The organism is Rhabdochromatium marinum (assembly GCF_016583795.1).
GTDB lineage: Bacteria > Pseudomonadota > Gammaproteobacteria > Chromatiales > Chromatiaceae > Rhabdochromatium > Rhabdochromatium marinum.
In genome coordinates, this window is record NZ_NRRS01000046.1 from 11,534 (window position 1) to 29,121 (window position 17,588).

Annotated in this window: 16 protein-coding genes; all 16 read left to right on the forward strand. The window is 59.3% G+C overall.

Annotated elements, in window-relative coordinates:
* Positions 1–114 precede the first annotated feature (114 nt).
* The 16 genes from CKO36_RS12760 (at position 115) to CKO36_RS12835 (ending at position 17,430) form a co-directional block, all read left to right on the forward strand.
* On the forward strand, positions 115–1,998 hold the full coding sequence (locus tag CKO36_RS12760) for a sodium:solute symporter family protein (RefSeq protein WP_200284445.1): 1,884 nt from the start codon (positions 115–117) through the stop codon (positions 1,996–1,998).
* Positions 1,999–2,014: 16 nt separating this feature from the next.
* Positions 2,015–2,185, forward strand: coding sequence for a symporter small accessory protein (locus CKO36_RS12765; RefSeq protein WP_200284446.1), 171 nt, complete (start codon positions 2,015–2,017; stop codon positions 2,183–2,185).
* The gene (locus tag CKO36_RS12770; protein WP_200284447.1) at positions 2,175–3,593 is read left to right on the forward strand and encodes an alginate export family protein; all 1,419 of its coding nucleotides are present in this window, start codon (positions 2,175–2,177) and stop codon (positions 3,591–3,593) included. The genes CKO36_RS12765 and CKO36_RS12770 overlap by 11 nt, the downstream gene beginning before the upstream one ends.
* An 8-nt stretch (positions 3,594–3,601) precedes the next feature.
* Positions 3,602–4,045 (forward strand): hypothetical protein, encoded by a 444-nt coding sequence (locus tag CKO36_RS12775; RefSeq protein WP_200284448.1) that lies wholly within the window; start codon positions 3,602–3,604, stop codon positions 4,043–4,045.
* 286 nt (positions 4,046–4,331) lie between these two features.
* Positions 4,332–5,624, forward strand: coding sequence for an RNA-guided endonuclease IscB (gene iscB / locus CKO36_RS12780; protein ID WP_200284449.1), 1,293 nt, complete (start codon positions 4,332–4,334; stop codon positions 5,622–5,624).
* Positions 5,621–7,240, forward strand: coding sequence for a thiamine pyrophosphate-dependent enzyme (locus CKO36_RS12785; protein WP_200284450.1), 1,620 nt, complete (start codon positions 5,621–5,623; stop codon positions 7,238–7,240). Before iscB ends, CKO36_RS12785 begins: the two co-directional genes overlap by 4 nt.
* Positions 7,237–7,728, forward strand: coding sequence for an indolepyruvate oxidoreductase subunit beta (locus CKO36_RS12790; protein WP_200284451.1), 492 nt, complete (start codon positions 7,237–7,239; stop codon positions 7,726–7,728). Before CKO36_RS12785 ends, CKO36_RS12790 begins: the two co-directional genes overlap by 4 nt.
* Before the next feature lie 18 nt (positions 7,729–7,746).
* Positions 7,747–9,081: a phenylacetate--CoA ligase family protein gene (locus CKO36_RS12795; RefSeq protein WP_200284452.1), complete on the forward strand. Its 1,335-nt coding sequence runs from the start codon at positions 7,747–7,749 to the stop codon at positions 9,079–9,081.
* Positions 9,082–9,120: 39 nt separating this feature from the next.
* Positions 9,121–9,558 (forward strand): ACT domain-containing protein, encoded by a 438-nt coding sequence (locus tag CKO36_RS12800; protein WP_200284453.1) that lies wholly within the window; start codon positions 9,121–9,123, stop codon positions 9,556–9,558.
* Positions 9,545–10,882, forward strand: a complete 1,338-nt coding sequence (locus CKO36_RS12805; protein ID WP_200284454.1) for a phenylacetate--CoA ligase family protein — start codon at positions 9,545–9,547, stop codon at positions 10,880–10,882. The genes CKO36_RS12800 and CKO36_RS12805 overlap by 14 nt, the downstream gene beginning before the upstream one ends.
* A gap of 89 nt (positions 10,883–10,971) precedes the next feature.
* Positions 10,972–11,385, forward strand: a complete 414-nt coding sequence (locus tag CKO36_RS12810) for a PaaI family thioesterase (protein ID WP_200284455.1) — start codon at positions 10,972–10,974, stop codon at positions 11,383–11,385.
* A 6-nt stretch (positions 11,386–11,391) separates the two neighbouring features.
* On the forward strand, positions 11,392–12,486 hold the full coding sequence (locus CKO36_RS12815; protein ID WP_200284456.1) for an ABC transporter substrate-binding protein: 1,095 nt from the start codon (positions 11,392–11,394) through the stop codon (positions 12,484–12,486).
* A 97-nt stretch (positions 12,487–12,583) separates the two neighbouring features.
* Complete coding sequence (locus CKO36_RS12820) at positions 12,584–13,279, forward strand: DUF3334 family protein (RefSeq protein WP_200284457.1); 696 nt, start codon at positions 12,584–12,586, stop codon at positions 13,277–13,279.
* A 159-nt stretch (positions 13,280–13,438) separates the two neighbouring features.
* A complete protein-coding gene (locus tag CKO36_RS12825; RefSeq protein WP_200284458.1) occupies positions 13,439–14,941 on the forward strand; it encodes a hypothetical protein in 1,503 nt (500 codons plus the stop codon).
* 410 nt (positions 14,942–15,351) lie between these two features.
* A complete protein-coding gene (locus CKO36_RS12830) occupies positions 15,352–16,908 on the forward strand; it encodes a hypothetical protein (RefSeq protein ID WP_200284459.1) in 1,557 nt (518 codons plus the stop codon).
* Between the two features lie 144 nt (positions 16,909–17,052).
* Positions 17,053–17,430, forward strand: a complete 378-nt coding sequence (locus tag CKO36_RS12835; RefSeq protein ID WP_200284460.1) for a MerR family DNA-binding transcriptional regulator — start codon at positions 17,053–17,055, stop codon at positions 17,428–17,430.
* Positions 17,431–17,588 lie beyond the last annotated feature (158 nt).

The window sequence follows — 17,588 nt, forward strand, 5'->3', positions numbered from 1 at the left end:
GCTGGTTTTATTGCGCCAGGTCGATGAAATGCACTGGCCTTTTAGCGTACCGTACTGCCCCAGCTTCATAACAATGACATAAAAGCGCCATTCGGCGCGAGCGAGGGGGTATCCATGACAGGACAGTCCGGGCTTAGCTGGATCGATATTCTGGTCATTCTCATTTATCTAATCGCCACCGGCTATCTCGGCTGGCTCGGCTATCGCGGCACGCGCTCGGCGGCCGATTTTCTGGTCGGCGGGCGCACCGTCCATCCGATCATTATGGCGGTGTCCTACGGGGCCACCTTCATCTCCACCGCCGCCATCGTTGGCTTCGGCGGTGTCGCCGGGCTCTTTGGCATGAGCCTGCTGTGGCTGACCTTTCTGAATATCGGGGTAGGGATCTTCATTGCCTTTGTGTTTCTGGGTGAGCCGACCCGGCGCATGGGCCATCGGCTCGGCGCCCACACCTTTGGCGAGCTGCTGGGTCTGCGCTATCAGAGCCGCGCGGTGCAGATCTTCGCCGGGGCGCTGATTTTTCTGTTCATGCCGCTCTACTCGGCCGCTGTCATGACTGGCGGCAGCATCTTTGCCGCCACCCAGTTTGGCATCGACTTCGAGGTCGCATTGCTGATCTTCGCGCTCATCACTGCCGCCTATGTGGTACCTGGCGGCCTGAAGGCGGTGATGTACACCGACACCCTGCAAGGGTTCGTGATGATCCTGGCGATGTTCTTCCTGCTGTGGTTCACCTACAGTCAGCTTGGCGGCATCGGCGAGGCGCATCGCTACCTGACCGGCATGGCGGACATGGTGCCGGCCAAGCTCCAGGCCATCGGGCACCAGGGCTGGACGGAAATGCCCGCCTTCGGCTGGGGCGCAATCCAGTACAACCTCTGGTACATCGTGGTGACCACCATCATCCTGGGCGTGGGTATCGGTGTACTGGCGCAGCCGCAGCTGGCGGTGCGCTTCATGACCGTGCGCAGCCGCCGCGAACTCGACCGCGCGGTGCCCATCGGCGCGGTCTTCATCATGCTGATGACGGGCGCGCCCTTTATCGTTGGCAGCCTGTCGAATGCCTGGTTCGCCCAGCATGGGCCGCTGCTGCATGGCACGGTTGAGACCATGATCAATGCCGACAGCGATGGCGATAGCGACCGCGCCATGGTCGCCCTGAGGCGCGCAAACGACGCCGGCGCCTGGGTGCCGATACTCGGCAAGGATGACAAACCGGCGGTGGTGCCCCTGGTCATCAGCACCCGTGAACAGGTGCATGACAACGCCGGGGAGAGCTTTGAGCTGGTCTCGGGGCGCTCTTCCATCATCACCTATGTGAAAGGACAGGCGGATCGCATCATCCCGACCTATATCTCCACCGCGATGCCGCACTGGTTTGGCATTGTCTTTTTCCTCGCCCTGCTGGCAGCGGCCATGAGCACCATGTCGAGTCAGTTCCACACCATTGGCACCTCGGCCGGGCGCGATCTCTACGAGCAGATCACCCATAAACCCCATGGCAGCGAACCCAGTCTGCTGGCCATGCGCCTGGCGGTGATTGTGGGTCTGCTGGTCGCTGTCACCATCAGCTATACGGTGCGCGAGGGCTATGTCATCGCCCGCTTCACGGCCATTTTTTTTGGCCTGTGCGCGGCGGCCTTCATGCCCGCCTACATCGGCGGACTGTTTTTTAAGGGCGTCACCCGCACCGGCGCACTGGCGTCTATGAGCGTCGGCTTTGGTATCTCGGCCTTTTGGCTGCTGTTCATCAAGGCCAAGGAAGCCAGCGCCATCGGTCTGGTGCAGCTGGTCACCGGCGGCAAACCCAGTCTACTGGCCGATGTGCCCAACTGGCCGGTGGTCGATCCCATTGTGGTCGCACTGCCGCTGTCGACACTGACGCTGATCATCGTCAGCGCCTTCACCCGCAAGCCGGATGACGACCATCTCGTGCAGTGCTTCTCGAAACAGAACGAGGCCAGAAGCCTGCGGCAGCGGCTTGATTCTACTTTTTGATCACGAGGAACCACACATGCTTGGAATCCCCGATCCCTGGGTGGCTGTTGCCTACCTAGGCTGCATCTTGATGACCATTGTGTCGCTGATTTATGGCCTGATGCGCCGCAACGCCGCGCCAGATGAGGTCACGCCCATCGACCGTGACTGGGCCATTGAAGAGAGGAAAACCGATCATGATCTTTAATCACCCTCGCCCCCCCACGACCTCCGCCCTGGCACTGACCTGCACCGCCTGGCTGTCCGGAGCCGCCTTGGCCGCCCCCGAGCCGGCCGCCAGCCCCTTCGACTGGGGCGCCGACATGCGCCTGCGCCAGATTTATGTCGGCAATGTCGGCCTGAACGATGACAGCCCGATCGCCGATCGCAATTTCGAGCGCCTGCGCCTGCGCCTATGGGGCAATTACAAGCCCAATGATCAGTTCGGGCTCAACACCCGCTTGATTTGGGAAGGCCGCCACTATGTGCAGCCTGATGACAACACCTATCCCCTGCCCGGCTTCGAGGACTGGTACAGCGGCGGTATTTTGTTCGATCAGTTGAATATCGATCTCAAGCCCATCGCCACCCTGCCGCTGAGCTTCAAGATCGGTCGCCAGGACTTAATCTTCGGCAACGGCTGGCTGATTCTCGACGGTACCCCACTGGATGGCTCGCGCACCATTTATTTTGACGCTGCGCGCGCGACCTACCAGATTGAGTCAATCGACACCACCGTCGATCTGGTGTACCTCGACCAGAACGCCAACACCGATCGCTTTCCACAGCCGCTCAATGGTGATGTTGAGGACCAAATCGAGCAGAACGAAACCGGCGCCATCCTCTATCTGCGCAACAAGAGTTTGCTCAAACACCAAGAGGGCGTCGTCGATGGCTACTTTATTTACAAACACAATCGCGAGCAGCTGACTGACTATGTCCCCGGCCTCGACACCGTGCGCAAAAACAACGGTGCCCCCTTCCCGTCACCTTCGGATACCGGCGACATCTATGGCCTGGGCGCCCGGGTCGATACCAAGCTGACCGACCAATGGAGCCTGCGCGCCGAGACCATCTACGAATGGGGCACGCGCAATGATGCTGATCTGAGCGCTTTCGGCTTCAATGGCCGCATCGGCTATCTGCTCGGCGGCCCGCTCAAGCAAAACCTGCATCTGGAATACGAATATCTGTCCGGCGATGACCCGAACGACAGCACCAACCAGACCTTCGATCCGCTGTGGGGCCGCTGGCCGCAATGGAGCGAGCTGATGGTCTATCAATGGCCACTCGACAGCCGCGTGTCCGAGGCCACCAATTTGCAACGCTTAGGGATCGGCTGGGGTGCCAAACCGCACGAAACCACCACGATCACGGCCAACTATCACGCCCTCTGGGCCAATGAGAACAGCACGCTGACTGCCGCACAAATGGCTAATATCACCGATGACGGTCACTTCCGCGGTCATTTGTTCACCAGTTGGATCAAGACCAAGCTGAACAAGCATGTCTTTGGCCATCTGGTGGCCGAATACCTGCTGCCCGGCGACTACTACGCTAAAAACCGCCGCGACAACAGCTACTTCGTGCGCGCCGAGATCAATCTGGCATGGTAAACCCGGCAATGAATACCAACCTGATCCTGGCGGTGGCCGTGGCCGCCGCCGGGCTGCTGTGCGGCCCCATCCTGCAACCCGCCGTCATTGGTGTGCTCCCCAGCATTGGCTGGGGAACCATCAGCGTTTTCTTTATCATCGGCACCCTGGCGCCGCCCGTGACCCTAGTCATACTCGCGGCCGGATCTCACTACAGTGCCATGTCCCGAGTCTGGTCGGTCTTTTTCCTGGTGGCAGTCTTTCTGATCTCCGCCGGCGCCTCGGCGCTGCTGTTTTCCAGCGGCTCGGCCTGGACCACGCCCTCATCCTTTGCGTTCATCGCCCTGGGACTGGGTTCAGTCGCCATCCTCGGCTTCCTCAAGCTGCGCCTGCTGCGCAGCCAGGCCCGCAAAGCCGCCCGCGATGCCAGCTCAGCCGAACCGTCTTGCCCTCCCCCGGATGAGGGTCGATAATTCGCGTTTACTCAAAAATATGACTATCCCGCGACACCATGACTCTTCACAAAAACCTTAACGAAACCTGCATGAACTTCCAGGTTTCGTTCTGTGAAGATGCAGACTCAGCTCTTCGAGGGCTATGTTCGTCAGGTCATGACACCCTCGGATGAACGCCAGTCCGTTGCTCTGTCGCTCGGTTTTAAGTCAAGCGTGAGTGGGTTTGTAGCGCGAGTGAGCCGAGCAGGACAAGCCTGATGAACCTTGTCGAGGCAAACGTTACCCTTCGGGAGAATGTTCAGAAATGACATCGAATTTAGTCTTCGTGTTGGACACCAACAGGAACGTCTTAGACCCCTGCCATCCAGCACGGGCAAGAGAACTGTTGAGCAAGGGAAAAGCGGCGGTCTTGCGTCGCTACCCGTTCACCATCATCCTCAAGCGCGAAGTCACCGACGCCCAGCCCAAAGCCTGCCAGGTCAAGATCGACCCAGGTTCTAAGACCACGGGCATCGCGGTTGTTCAGGAAGACCGTGTAATCTGGGGCGCAGAGCTTGCGCATCGTGGCGGTTTGATCAAGAAAAAGCTCGCCAGCCGGCGCGCCTGTCGTCGCAACCGCCGCAGCCGCTTACGCTATCGGCCGCCACGTTTTCTCAATCGGACCAAGCCGCCAGGCTGGCTCGCGCCATCACTGCAACATCGGGTGCAAACGACCATGACCTGGGTCAATCGCCTGACCAAGTGCTGCCACGTCGGGGAACTGATGCAAGAGCGGGTGCGCTTTGATACTCAGAAAATGCAGAACCCAGAAATCTCGGGCATCGAGTATCAGCACGGCGAACTGGCTGGATACGAAGTCCGAGAATATCTGCTGGAGAAATGGGGACGCCAATGTGCGTACTGTGGTGCCAAAAACCTACCTTTGCAGATTGAGCACATTCACCCCAAAAGCACAGGCGGCAGCGACCGCGTGTCGAATCTAACCTTGGCTTGCCAGAGGTGCAACCAAAAGAAGGGCCATCGCCCCGTCGAGGCGTTCTTGCACAAGAAACCCGATGTCCTCAAGCGAATCCAAGCCCAGGCAAAGGCTCCGCTCAAGGATGCCGCAGCGGTCAACGCGACGCGCTGGGCGCTCTTTCACGCCCTCAGTGCGACCGGCTTCACCGTGAGCGTCGGCACCGGTGGACAGACCAAGTACAACCGCAAACAACTCGGCTGGGGCAAGGCACATTGGCTGGACGCGGCGGCGGTTGGCGGTATCGGCGCGCTGAGGCTTTTGACCGAGCAACCGCTGAACATCACCGCCAAAGGCCAAGGCGGACGGCAAAAGGCGGCGCTGAACAAGTTTGGGTATCCGATCCGCCACAATACCCTGAAACCCATCCATGGTTGGCGTTCGGGCGACATCGCGGTTTTTGATGGCAAAATCTATCGGGTCACGCCAAGGACAACGGGCCGCTTCGCTCTGTCAAGTCCAGGTCAAAAGCCCATCAGCAAACACCAAAAGCATTTGAAGCCTGTACATCGGGCGGACGGATACGCCTATGCCTTTTGTGAGGATTCTATAATGTTCTTAGCGAAAAACGGCACTGTATGAAAGCTGACCTGTCGAATCCCCCCCGCCAGTTGCTCAGCGGCGATGACGCCGTGGCCCTGGCCGCCTTGCATGCCGGCACCGCGCTCGGTATCGGCTATCCCGGCACCCCCTCGACCGAGATCCTTGAGACTTTCGACCGCCTCGACGGTCGGGCGCAGTGGTCGCCCAATGAAAAAACCGCGCTGGAGGTCGGTATCGGGGTGGCCTTCGCCGGTGCGCGTGCGTTGGTAACCATGAAGCATGTCGGGCTCAATGTCGCCGCCGATCCTTTATTCACCGCCGCCTACACCGATGTCGATGGTGGGCTCATCATCGTCTCAGCCGATGATCCCGGCATGGCCTCCAGCCAGAATGAGCAGGACAACCGCCACTATGCGCGCGCCGCCGGCCTCCCGATGCTGGAGCCAGTGGATTCGCAGCAGGCCTATGATTTCACCTGGCTGGGCTTCGAATTGTCCGAGCGCTGGAAGATTCCGGTGCTGCTGCGCCTAACCACCCGGGTGTGCCATTCCCTGACCCCGGTGCTGCCACGCGCGCCCATCACACCCAAGGCGGCTGATTTCCGCCGCGATGTGCCGGCACGGGTGATGATCCCAGCCTTCGCCAAACCGGCGCATCACCGCCTGCGCACCAAGCTGGCCGAGATTGCTGCCTGGAACGAGGCCGAAGGGCCGCTGCACATCGAAATGGGCAATCAGGCGCTGGGCATTATCTCCACTGGCATCAGCGCCATGCACGCCCGCGAGGCGGCCCCCGAGGCCAGTCATCTGAGCTTCGGCTTGACCTACCCGCTGCCGATCGAGCGCATCCGCGCCTGGGCCACCCAATTTGAGCGGGTGCTGGTGGTCGAGGAAGGCGATCCCATGCTGGTCGAAGAACTGCGCGCCGCCGGCATTTCGGTCGAGAGCAAGACCGAGCGCTTCCGCTTCAGCGAGCTGGATGTGGCACGGGTGCGGCGCATCATCACCGGGGATGACAGCGAGGAACCCGCCCCGCCCCAGGGCAAGCCGCCCGAGCTGTGCCCCGGCTGTTCGCATCGCACGGTCTTCCATGCCCTGCGCGAGCTCGACTGCATCGTCGCCGGAGACATCGGCTGCTACACCCTGGGCGTGCTGCCGCCCTTCTCCGCCATGGACACCTGCGTGTGCATGGGCGCGAGCATCACCACCGGCCTGGGTCTGCGCCATGCGCTGCCCGAAGCGCAGGCGCGCCGGGTGGTGAGCGTGATTGGCGACTCGACCTTCGTGCATTCCGGTCTGACTGGGCTGGCCGAGATGGCTTACAACCCGCCGCCGACCGGTCATCTGGTGATAATTCTGGATAACGAAACCACCGCCATGACCGGCCAGCAGGAGCATCCGGGGACCGGACGATCGCTGGATCACAGCCGCGCCGCGCGCATGGACTTCGTCGCCGTCGGCCAGGCGATGGGGATCAAGCATGTGGAGCTGATCGACGAAGCGGCCAAGGATGTCGATCTCAAGGCGTGCATTGCCGAGTGCCTGGCGCGTGATGAAACTGCGCTAATAATTGTGCGTCAGCCCTGCGTGCTGGCCGCGCCCAAGATCCGGCTGTATGAAAAAACCGCTGCTGCCGCCACCTCAGAAACCTCATGACTTCTAACCACAGCACCACCAATATCGTCATCGCCGGCCTCGGCGGTCAGGGCATCATCACCGCCTCGGACATTCTCGCTGAGACCGCCTTTCGCGCCGGTTTCGATGTAAAGAAAAGCGAACTGCATGGCATGAGCCAGCGCGGCGGTTCGGTTACCAGTGATGTGCGCTTCGGCGAGCGGGTGCTCAGCCCCATGGTGCCAGCCGGTGAGACCGATGTACTGCTGGTGCTGGAGCCGACCCAGATTGAGATGAACCGCCCGTTACTGCGCGCCGATGGCGTGCTGCTGACCACCGATGTCATCCCCCCCGGCGCCCTCAAAAACAAAAAGAGCCTGAATGTCGCCATGCTCGGCGCCCTGTCCAGTGTGCTGGAGATCGACGAAGCCCACTGGCTGGAGGCCATACACGCTCATCTGGCGGCAAAACTGCATCGGCTCAATGATGAAGCTTTCGCGCTCGGTCGCCGCAGCGCTCAAACCGACTGATTTTCGACGGAGTTCCCCATGCTCAATGCGCTCTGGAACGACGACGCCGGCGGTTTCCACCCCGCCAGCGCGCCGGATTTTCTGCCCGACACCCGCTTGAGGGAAGTCCAGCTGCGCCGCCTGCGTGCGGTGGTGGCCCGTGCCTATGAACGGGTCGAGCTGTTTCGCACCCGCATGCAGGAGCGCCAACTCACCCCGGACAGCATCCAGGGCCTGGGCGACATCGCGCGACTGCCCTTCATGGTCAAAACCGACCTGCGCGACACCTATCCCTTCGGTCTGTTCGCCAGCCCTATGTCTGACATCGTGCGCCTGCACGCCTCCTCCGGCACCACCGGCAAGCCGATTGTGGTCGCCTACACCCAGGAGGATCTGAACGTTTGGGCCGAGGTGATGACCCGGACGTTCGCCTCCTGCGGCCTGCATCGCGGCGATATTCTGCAAAATGCCTTTGGCTATGGCCTGTTCACTGGCGGCCTGGGCGCGCACTATGGCGCTGAGACCCTGGGTGCCACTGTGATCCCCATCTCCGGTGGCAACACCGACCGGCAGATCATGGTCATGCGCGACTTTGGCGTCACCGCCCTGTGCGCCACGCCGAGCTACTTCACTTATTTGGTCGAGCGCGCCGCCGAGCTGGACGCGGATCTGCGCGATATGCCGCTGAAGGTTGGCATTTTCGGCGCCGAGCCCTGGTCAGATGCCATGCGCACCCGCATTGAGGAAGCCGCTGGCATCAAGGCCTATGACATCTATGGCCTGTCAGAGATCATCGGCCCTGGTGTGGCGAGCGAATGCGAAGCCCAGAGCGGGCTGCATGTGTTCGAGGATCATTTCTATCCCGAAATCATCGACCCCGACAGCGGTGAGGTGCTGCCCGATGGCGAGGAAGGCGAGCTGGTCATCACCACCTTGAGCAAAAAAGCCATGCCGGTGATCCGCTATCGCACCCGCGACATCACCCGCATTATCCCCGAGCCCTGCGCCTGCGGGCGCAGCATCCGCCGGATTCGCCGCATCGGCCGGCGCTCGGATGACATGATCATTTTACGTGGGGTGAATGTCTATCCCAGCCAAATCGAGGCTGCGCTGCTCACCGTCGAAGGCACCCTGCCCCACTATCAGATCATTCTCACCCGTGATCAGGGGCTGGATCAGATGACCGTTGAGGTCGAAATCACGCCTGAGGTGTTTAGCGACGAGGTTCGCGTCATGGAGCAGGTGCGCGCCCGCCTCGCTCAGGCCATTGAGCGCATCATCGGCATCCGCGTCACTCTGAGCCTGGTCGAGCCACGCAGCATCGAGCGCAGCCAGGGCAAGGCCAAGCGGGTCATTGATCGGCGCGGGGACTGAGTATCACTCACCGTAAATCCCAACCACTGGAATCCACCCATGAAACTGCAACAACTCTCGCTGTTTCTCGAAAACCGCCCCGGCCGCCTGGATGCGCCCCTGGAGGCCATCGCCGCTGCCGGCATCAATATCCTCACCCTGTCGCTGGCCGACACCGCCCAATTTGGCATCCTGCGCCTGATTGTGCGCGACTGGGACAAAGCCAAGCAGGTACTGGAAAACGGCGGCTGGGTGGTAAATCTCACCGAAGTGGTCGCAGTGGATGTCGAGGACAAACCTGGCGGCCTGGCCGCAGTGCTTAAAGTGCTCGATCAGGCCGGGGTGAATATCGAATACATGTACGCCTTCTCCTCCTACCGCCCCGGCAAAGCGATCCTGATTTTCCGCTTCGAGGATCCCGATCACGCCGTAAAGGTACTGCTTGATCAGAACATCCGCGCCCTCGACAGCGATGAACTGATTCATGCCGATGCCTGAGTCGCAGCCAACCACCGAGTCCCGCATCTGGGATCCAGCGGCCGAAACCCAGCCCACCGAAGCACGCCAGGCCCTGCAACTTGAACGCCTACGTGCCTTGGTTGAGCGCGTTGCCGCCGTGCCTTTCTACCGTGCGCATTTCGAGCGCCACGACCTGAGTGCCGCGCGCATCCATTCGCTTGATGACCTGCGCCGCCTGCCCTTCACCACCAAGGACGATTTGCGCCGCCACCATCCGTTTGGCTTTTTGACCGTGCCGCGCTCTGAAGTGGCGCGCATCCATGGCTCCTCCGGCACCACCGGCACCCCGACCTTTGTCGCCTACACCAAGGCCGATCTGGCGCTCTGGGCCGATCTATGCGCCCGCTTTCTGGTCGCCGGTGGACTCAGGCCCGAGCACACAGTTCAGGTGGCCTTTGGCTATGGTCTGTTCACCGGCGGCTTTGGCCTGCACTATGGGATCGAACGGGTCGGGGCGGCTATCATCCCAGCAGCGGCTGGCAACACCCGCCGCCAGCTCACCATCATGCGCGATCTCGACCCCGAGGTGCTGATCTGCACCCCGAGCTATGCACTGACCGTCGCCGATGGGGCGCGCGAGCTGGGCATTGATCCGCGCAGCCTGCCGATTCGCTTCGGCCACTTCGGCGGCGAGCCTTGGACTGAGGATCTGCGCCGCGACATCGAAACCCAGCTCGACATCCAAGCCTTCAACAACTATGGCCTGTCGGAAGTCATCGGCCCCGGCGTCAGCGGCGAGTGCAGCGAACGCACCGGCATGCACCTTCAGGACGATCATTTTCTGGTCGAGTGCTTAGATCCCGACACCCTCGAACCCGTGCCCGAGGGCGAACCCGGTGAGCTGGTCATCACCACCCTGACCCGTGAGGCCATGCCGCTGCTGCGCTATCGCACCCGCGACATCGCGCGCTTGTATCGCGACCCCTGCCCCTGCGGGCGCACCAGTGTGCGCATGAGCCGGGTGACCGGGCGCAGCGACGACATGCTGATTATTCGCGGGGTGAATCTGTTCCCGTCGCAGATCGAGGAAGCCCTGCTGCGTGTTGAAGGTGCGACGGCGCATTATCTAATCGAAGTCGAGCGCCCCGGCATCATGGATGAACTGACGGTGAAGGTTGAAATTCACCGCGAGTTGTTTTCGGATCGCATGGATCGCATGCAGGCACTGCGCGAGCGCATCGCCCACGAAATCCACGCCATCGCCGGTATTCGCGCCAAAGTCGAGCTGGTCGAACCGCGCCGCCTGGAGCGCTTCGTCGGCAAGGCCACGCGTGTCATCGACCGGCGCCATGCCGATACTTAAGCCGGATACTTGAACCGGAGGCTTAACCCGCATGCCCGCACGCGATCCCGGTCATGCTCGGCGATTGCCGTTACCAGAGGTCCATCACCATGGATGAATCCACCATCCGCCACTACTTCAGTGGCGATCATTTCGCCAACTACCTTGGCATCGAATTGCTGGACATCGGCCCCGGACGCGCCCGGGCCAAACTGGACATCGACCAGCGCCACCTAAACGGTGTCGGCATCGTCCATGGCGGTGCCATTTTCGCCTTGGCTGATCTGGCCTTTGCCGTCGCCTCCAACTCCCACGGCCAGATTGCACTGGGGATCAATGTCTCCATCGCCTATCACAAGGGTGTAAGCTCCGGCACCCTCTATGCCGAGGCCGAAGAAATCGCCTTCAACCCCAAGCTGGCCACCTATCAGATTCGCATTTCCAACCAAGAGGACGAGACCCTGGCCAGCTTTCAGGGCACCGTTTACCGCAAGCGCGAGACACTTGAGCAGAGCCATCAGTAAAGAAACATGACCCCGCAACAGCAAAAAACCACCGCCCTGGCCATCGCCGCACTCGGCCTGATCCTCACCCTCGCCGGCCCATTGATCCCAGGTGGTGAGCGCCTGGAGCGCAACAGTCCACCCCAGAGCGGACATGTGACCGAGCTGACCGGCGGCAGCAATCCGCTCGATGGCTCGCGCGCGCCGCTGTTTGCCGGCACCTCAACCGGGGAGATCTGGCGCTATCAGAACGACTTCTGGCAGCCACTGCCGCTGGACTTCGGCGGTCACCCGATCACCCGCCTGATCGGCGATCCGACGCAGGATCCGGTGGGCACTGGCGGCGGACTCTACCAGGCTCCAGCGGGCATTCGCTTTAGCCAACGCGTTGCAGCCCTCATGCCGACACCTGATATACCCAGCACAAGGCTGCTGATCGGCAATGATCACGGCATCCACTTGCTTAGCCCGGCGGGCAATACAGTGGTCAACGCCGGACTTAATGTGTATCGATTCATTGCGCAAACGGTTGATGGACAGCGCTACCTGCATGCCGGCACCATCGGCGCGGGCGTTCTCAGCACCACGCCAGACGCCATCAGCCGTGACTGGCCAGCGAATAACCAGGGACTGCCAGAGCAAGCCTATGTCTACAGCCTAGCCGTGACCCAGGGGGGCAAACTGATCGCCGGCACCAAAACCGGCCTGTTTTGGCAAAGCCAACCCGGCACGAGCTGGCAGCTGCTGGACACTGAACATGGCGCGGAACGCATCCTGTCGCTCTATCTGGCACCCGCCACCGCATCAGGCTCACAAAGGCTGTGGATCGGCACCGACAGCCAACTACTGCGCACCGAGTTGCTCGAAACGGCCACCGAGCTACACCCGCGTGCGCCGGCCGCAAGCATGCGTCCGCCCGAGGACGGCCTACTGTATGGCATCAGCGCCATTCGCCCCGCCCCCAAGGGGGTGAGCATCAGTGCTGGCGCCGTCTATCAGTGGGGTCCGGTGCGTCTGCCCGGCTGGCACTGGATCTCCATCAGCGGCATTCTGCTGCTGCTCATCGCCGGTTGGATGCTCCCCGGCCGCACCGATCCATCCACCGGAGAAACAGCCAGCTAAGCCCCTCCTAAACACCTTATCCACCGCATCCAGCAGTTTGCGAACCGCACGCAGTCTATACTTGAGTGACAGCCCTTCACTGATCGAGACCTATGCAATGACCGACTCCAAAATCATTTCGACCGAAGCCATTCTCTCCATGTTGTGTATCTCGATCACCAAGGTACTATCCGCTGCCACCAATACCCACATCAGCCATTCCCCCATGGTGCAGAAGATCACCCGCACCTGTCTGCGCCCCGACATCGGCTGTTTCGTACTCTTCGACGGCGGTTTCTCCGGGCTGATCGTAATCAACTTCTCGGCCGAATCGGCCATGGAAATTTACCGCGCCTACATGATCCACATGGGCATGCCGGAGTCTGAACTTGTCACCCGACACACCTCAGAAGAAGTCGGCAACATTCTGGGTGAGCTCATGAATCAAATCGTCGGTGATTTTACCGGCAATGTCGGTCACGAACTCATGGTCTCCATCACTCAAAACCAACCTAAGATGCTCACCATCAACAAGGAAGTCATGGTCAGCATTGACACCAACCTTGACTGTCCCCAGGCCCGTCGGGTCGGCTTCAAGACCAATGAGCACAAAATGTTTTATCTTGAACTGGCCATGGACAAGACCGAGTTCATCAAGCTGCACGACTTCGAGCCCGAGGCCGTCGATCCCGACCGCATCCTGGCCGAACAGGCCGAACAGACCAAACAAGCCAACAGCGCTGCGGCCAAGCCCCCCGAAACCGCCCAGCAGCCCTGCATCGATCCCAATCTTTTTGACGAACTCGGGATTTGATCACGGGTGATTTGATTAAGAATTTACCTGGATCAAGCTCACAGATCAGGTGAATTTCACCAGCTATCCCCCTGCAAAGTTAGAAAAAAACTTCTATACTTGAACTGTGCAGGAGCGAATTTCCGTCTCCCGCCGTCTCTTTCAGCAAGGGGAAAGACCATGCTTCGACATCTCTACTATCCGCTCGTGCTGGGCGCCAGCCTGCTGGCTGCCCAGCCAGCGGCCGCCTTTTTGGTGGGGGGGGCATCAGACTATGAGGCGCCAGCCACCGGAACCGCGCGTGGCCCAACCGCTAGCCGCCAATCCGAATATCAAATGGGCTATGACCTTGGCTACGAACAAGGCTTTGGCCAAGGACTCTCCGCAGGTGTCGCAGAATGCGTCGCCGATCCAAACGCCTGCGGCATCGCGTTAAACCAAGCCACACCCGTCGGACACTATGCCGAAACGGAGCCAAACGACGACCGCTTTAACGCCGATGCACTCATTAACGGCACACCATTTCGCGCACAAAGTTCAGGAACCGAAGATAGCGACTGGTTTAAACTCACCGTCTCGGGCGCCAATCGGGCGATGACGCTTAATTTTGCACTGGCTGACGCCGCCACTGGCAACCTAAGCGGCTGGACAATTACCGTCACCAATACATACGGCGTTTCTCAAGGCGTTTTCAACACGGGTGCCTGGGTAGTTGCCGACACGCTCGACGGTACTGACTACCAGCTCACTCTGGGACGCGAAGGCGTTTATTACATCCACGTCAAACCCTTAACCAACGCCCTTAATTACCAGCCCTATACGATCACCGCCACCATGGACGCTTCGCCAACGGACCCGGATACCGGCTCCCCAACTGGCCATTACGATGCTGAGACAGAGCCTAATAACTCGCCTGCTCAAGCCGACCAAGTAAACGAAAGCATCTCCATGTATGGTTTGATTAACCTAACATTCGACTACGCTTTACCAAACGGAGCAAACTACGAATGGGCACAAGGGGAGCCGGATTGGTTTTATTTCGAGAGTCCCGGTAACCAAGTCCTGAATTTAACTTTCTGTGACCGCCAGGTTTGTTCTGCTGGTAACTGGCTGGTACAGCTCTTCGATGAAGATCGGGCCATGAATCCTGGGAATTATGTGCCAATCGATGCAGATACCGCTGACCCCTTTGACGCCGCTGCCTTAGCCAGCTTTAACACCACCACTTGTGGCGGCGCTCCCTGCGCGCCTGGGATTGCCGTTGATGAACCGAAACCCTGGCATTTTGGCGTAAGCAATTCTGGCAATTACTACATTCGAGTCAATCATGAGCGACTGCTAACAGCGCCTTGTTCTGGCTATACGATTGACAACAACAATAACGGCGCTATAGATCAGAACGAAACAGATGCGTGTGGATGTGAGTCTGGTTATTCCTGCGACATTGAGATCGAAAACGACTCTTGCGAAATTGTGGCAGGCGAAACGGTATGCGACGAATTTTGCGAGGATGGCAGTGGAGGTGGCAGTGAAACGCAATGCACCGTCGGTTGTATCTGTACCTCCTTCAGCGGTGTCGTCGAGTTGCCAACTACAACCGACGGCAGCACCTATACCTCCCAGTACAACTTCAGCTTAACCACCAATCCCTTCGCCAGCCCACCACCAACCGACGGCAATTGACCTGACCCGCGACTGACAGCAACGGAGTGCGCCGGAGCAGCAACCCAAAGAGCGGCAAGGATGCCGCACCAATCATGCCCCGAGACTCGCCCCCAAACCAACAGCCAAGCCACAAGCGCCTGAGCACTGCCCAGCTCAGTTTTTCTGGCGCAGAATCCTCATCACAACAGCCTCCCAACACCAACGACAGATCAAAACCTTCCCAGGCTAACCCACTTATTTCCAAAGATTTAGCCTCTACACCTAAGAAAAGCACTTCACAACATCCAAAAACACTTTATTTTTTCAATCTTTTTTAAAGAAAAAATCAGCATCCTCCGCTATACTCAAGACACATGCTTGGCACGGCTCCTTGTCCAGTTGCGGTTCCGCGCCAGCATTCGACCGGCTCACACCCATGGAGGAGCGCCATGAACTCTAAACGAATCAGACACCTGCTGCTCGCAGCCTGCTGCGCGCTGCCAGTCGCCGCGCTAGCGGGACTGGTGCCCCCCAAACCAGGGCAACCTGTCAGCACCAACTACGACATCGGCTACCAGGACGGCTTCACCGCCGGCACCCAAAACGGCCGCGAGCAATGCCATAACGACCCTGCAAGCTGCTCCATTTACCTGAGCAACGTCCTGCCAGACGCCCAGTATGGAGAGACCGAACCCAACGACACCGGGATCAGCGCCGACCCCATGACGCAGCATGTCAATTTCTGGGGGCAAAGCTATAGTCAAACCGATCAGGACTGGTATTACCTGGTCACCCCAGAACAGAATTACAATCTCACGCTCAATTTCTCTCTACCGGAAGCTACCGGTAATGATTTATCCGGCTGGAACATCTCGGTACGCAATGCCATCGGCATGACACTGGCCGAATTTGAAACCGGCTTTACAACTGTTGAATATGCCAACAGCGGCATTTCTTATCGCACCACCCTTGGCTTGTCCGGCACTTATTACATTGTGGTACGTCCAACCGAGGGTCAATTCAGCTACCAACCCTATAACCTCGCCGTTGCAATAGAGCCCTCCCCCTTTGACGGCCCCAATTTTGCCGGCGGATTTGCCGACGCTGAAGTCGAACCCAACAATGTCCCAGCTGAGAGCAGTCGAATCGCTCAAGGCGTGACCATGTATGGCTTGGTCAATTTGCAGTTTGAATCGGCCATTTGCACTGCAACCGAATGTACCTATGGCCAGGATGAAGCCGACTGGTACATCTATCGAAGCCAAGGCAACGAAATTTTGCAACTAGCCTTCTGTGACCGCAATCAATGCTCACCCGGTGACTGGTTTGTGCAAGTTTTCGATCTTCCAACCGCCGATGCCATTCAAAATCAAGGGGTGAATCCCGATAACGCCCAACCATTGATGGCCTTTAATACGGACACCACCAGCAGTACGGAAGATGGCACCAGCTTAGCGGATGTTTGGCAACTCGGATTGCAGGCTCGCGGCCCCTACTTCATTCGTGTTGGTCACAAACGCACCCTGCAAGCTCCTTGTATTCAATGGACACTCGATTCCGATAGTAACGGCATCCCTGACAGTTATCCCGGGAGTTGCGCCTGCACTTCTGGAGAACCTGTTTGCACCATCGATATTGCTGATCCCACAGGTAACACAACTCAACTTATATGGCCATCCTGCCCTGATGGCTCCGAGGGGGGGGCAAGCTCGCTGTGCCCAGTGAGCTGCGTTTGCATCGACCAAAGTTGCTCGCTTTATCAAACTGACTCTGATGGCGATGGACTACCTGGTCCGAATCCACAACCATGCCGTTGTCTACCAGAGAGGACAACGTTATCCTGCGGTGTAACCGTAGCAAACCCCGGTACTCCAATGACGGCGCCAGGCACAATTGAAGCAAACTGCCTCTGTTCGAACACGAGCGGCGTCGTAGAACTCCCTGAAAACGAGGTATCCGCCCAATATAACTTCACGCTCACCACCAGCGCCTTCGGCAGCCCATAACGGGAAATAGCGAGAAGCAGCACGTCAGCCATTAAATGGCTGACGTTTTTTCATGCAGACAAAACACTCTCAGATCCCTTGGGAGCCAGACTCTAGCCTTATAAAGAATGCGCGATAGTGTATTATTATCTCATGGAAAGCACCATGAGTACAGGCAAGGCGGCGAAGCGGCTGGGTGTTTCGGTCAAGACATTGCAGCGCTGGGAGCGCGAGGGGCGTCTCATTCCCGTGGCGCGCACCGACAGCAATCGTCGTCTTTACACCGAGGCCCAGTGGCGAGCGTTCATCGGATGGCGACAGACGCCCGAGTGTCCAGCGCGAATAGTGGCCTATTGCCGAGTCTCATCGGCCGCACAGAGGCCAGACCTGGCCAACCAGCGCCGGGTGCTGGAAGCGTTTGTTGTGGCGAGAGGTTTAGCGAACGTCGAATTCGTCGAAGACGTGGGAAGCGGCTTGAACTTCAAGCGCCAGCGTTTTTTGGCACTGATGGATGAGATCGGGCAGCGGAGCATCAACACCTGAATCCTCGCCCACAAAGACCGGCTGACGCGCTTTGGGTTCGAGTGGTTCGAGCATTACGCCAAGACACACGGCTGCGAAATCCTGGTACTGAATCAAGAAAGGCTTTCGCCCGAACAGGAGCTGGTGCAGGACTTGATGACCATCGTGGATGGTTTTTC

What these genes read in the sequence shown, in the direction of transcription:
- CKO36_RS12760 (WP_200284445.1), top strand. Translation starts at nt 115, where the DNA reads ATGACAGGACAGTCCGGGCTTAGCTGGATCGATATTCTGGTCATTCTC.
- CKO36_RS12765 (WP_200284446.1), top strand. Translation starts at nt 2,015, where the DNA reads ATGCTTGGAATCCCCGATCCCTGGGTGGCTGTTGCCTACCTAGGCTGC.
- CKO36_RS12770 (WP_200284447.1), top strand. Translation starts at nt 2,175, where the DNA reads ATGATCTTTAATCACCCTCGCCCCCCCACGACCTCCGCCCTGGCACTG.
- CKO36_RS12775 (WP_200284448.1), top strand. Translation starts at nt 3,602, where the DNA reads ATGAATACCAACCTGATCCTGGCGGTGGCCGTGGCCGCCGCCGGGCTG.
- iscB (WP_200284449.1), top strand. Translation starts at nt 4,332, where the DNA reads ATGACATCGAATTTAGTCTTCGTGTTGGACACCAACAGGAACGTCTTA.
- CKO36_RS12785 (WP_200284450.1), top strand. Translation starts at nt 5,621, where the DNA reads ATGAAAGCTGACCTGTCGAATCCCCCCCGCCAGTTGCTCAGCGGCGAT.
- CKO36_RS12790 (WP_200284451.1), top strand. Translation starts at nt 7,237, where the DNA reads ATGACTTCTAACCACAGCACCACCAATATCGTCATCGCCGGCCTCGGC.
- CKO36_RS12795 (WP_200284452.1), top strand. Translation starts at nt 7,747, where the DNA reads ATGCTCAATGCGCTCTGGAACGACGACGCCGGCGGTTTCCACCCCGCC.
- CKO36_RS12800 (WP_200284453.1), top strand. Translation starts at nt 9,121, where the DNA reads ATGAAACTGCAACAACTCTCGCTGTTTCTCGAAAACCGCCCCGGCCGC.
- CKO36_RS12805 (WP_200284454.1), top strand. Translation starts at nt 9,545, where the DNA reads ATGCCGATGCCTGAGTCGCAGCCAACCACCGAGTCCCGCATCTGGGAT.
- CKO36_RS12810 (WP_200284455.1), top strand. Translation starts at nt 10,972, where the DNA reads ATGGATGAATCCACCATCCGCCACTACTTCAGTGGCGATCATTTCGCC.
- CKO36_RS12815 (WP_200284456.1), top strand. Translation starts at nt 11,392, where the DNA reads ATGACCCCGCAACAGCAAAAAACCACCGCCCTGGCCATCGCCGCACTC.
- CKO36_RS12820 (WP_200284457.1), top strand. Translation starts at nt 12,584, where the DNA reads ATGACCGACTCCAAAATCATTTCGACCGAAGCCATTCTCTCCATGTTG.
- CKO36_RS12825 (WP_200284458.1), top strand. Translation starts at nt 13,439, where the DNA reads ATGCTTCGACATCTCTACTATCCGCTCGTGCTGGGCGCCAGCCTGCTG.
- CKO36_RS12830 (WP_200284459.1), top strand. Translation starts at nt 15,352, where the DNA reads ATGAACTCTAAACGAATCAGACACCTGCTGCTCGCAGCCTGCTGCGCG.
- CKO36_RS12835 (WP_200284460.1), top strand. Translation starts at nt 17,053, where the DNA reads ATGAGTACAGGCAAGGCGGCGAAGCGGCTGGGTGTTTCGGTCAAGACA.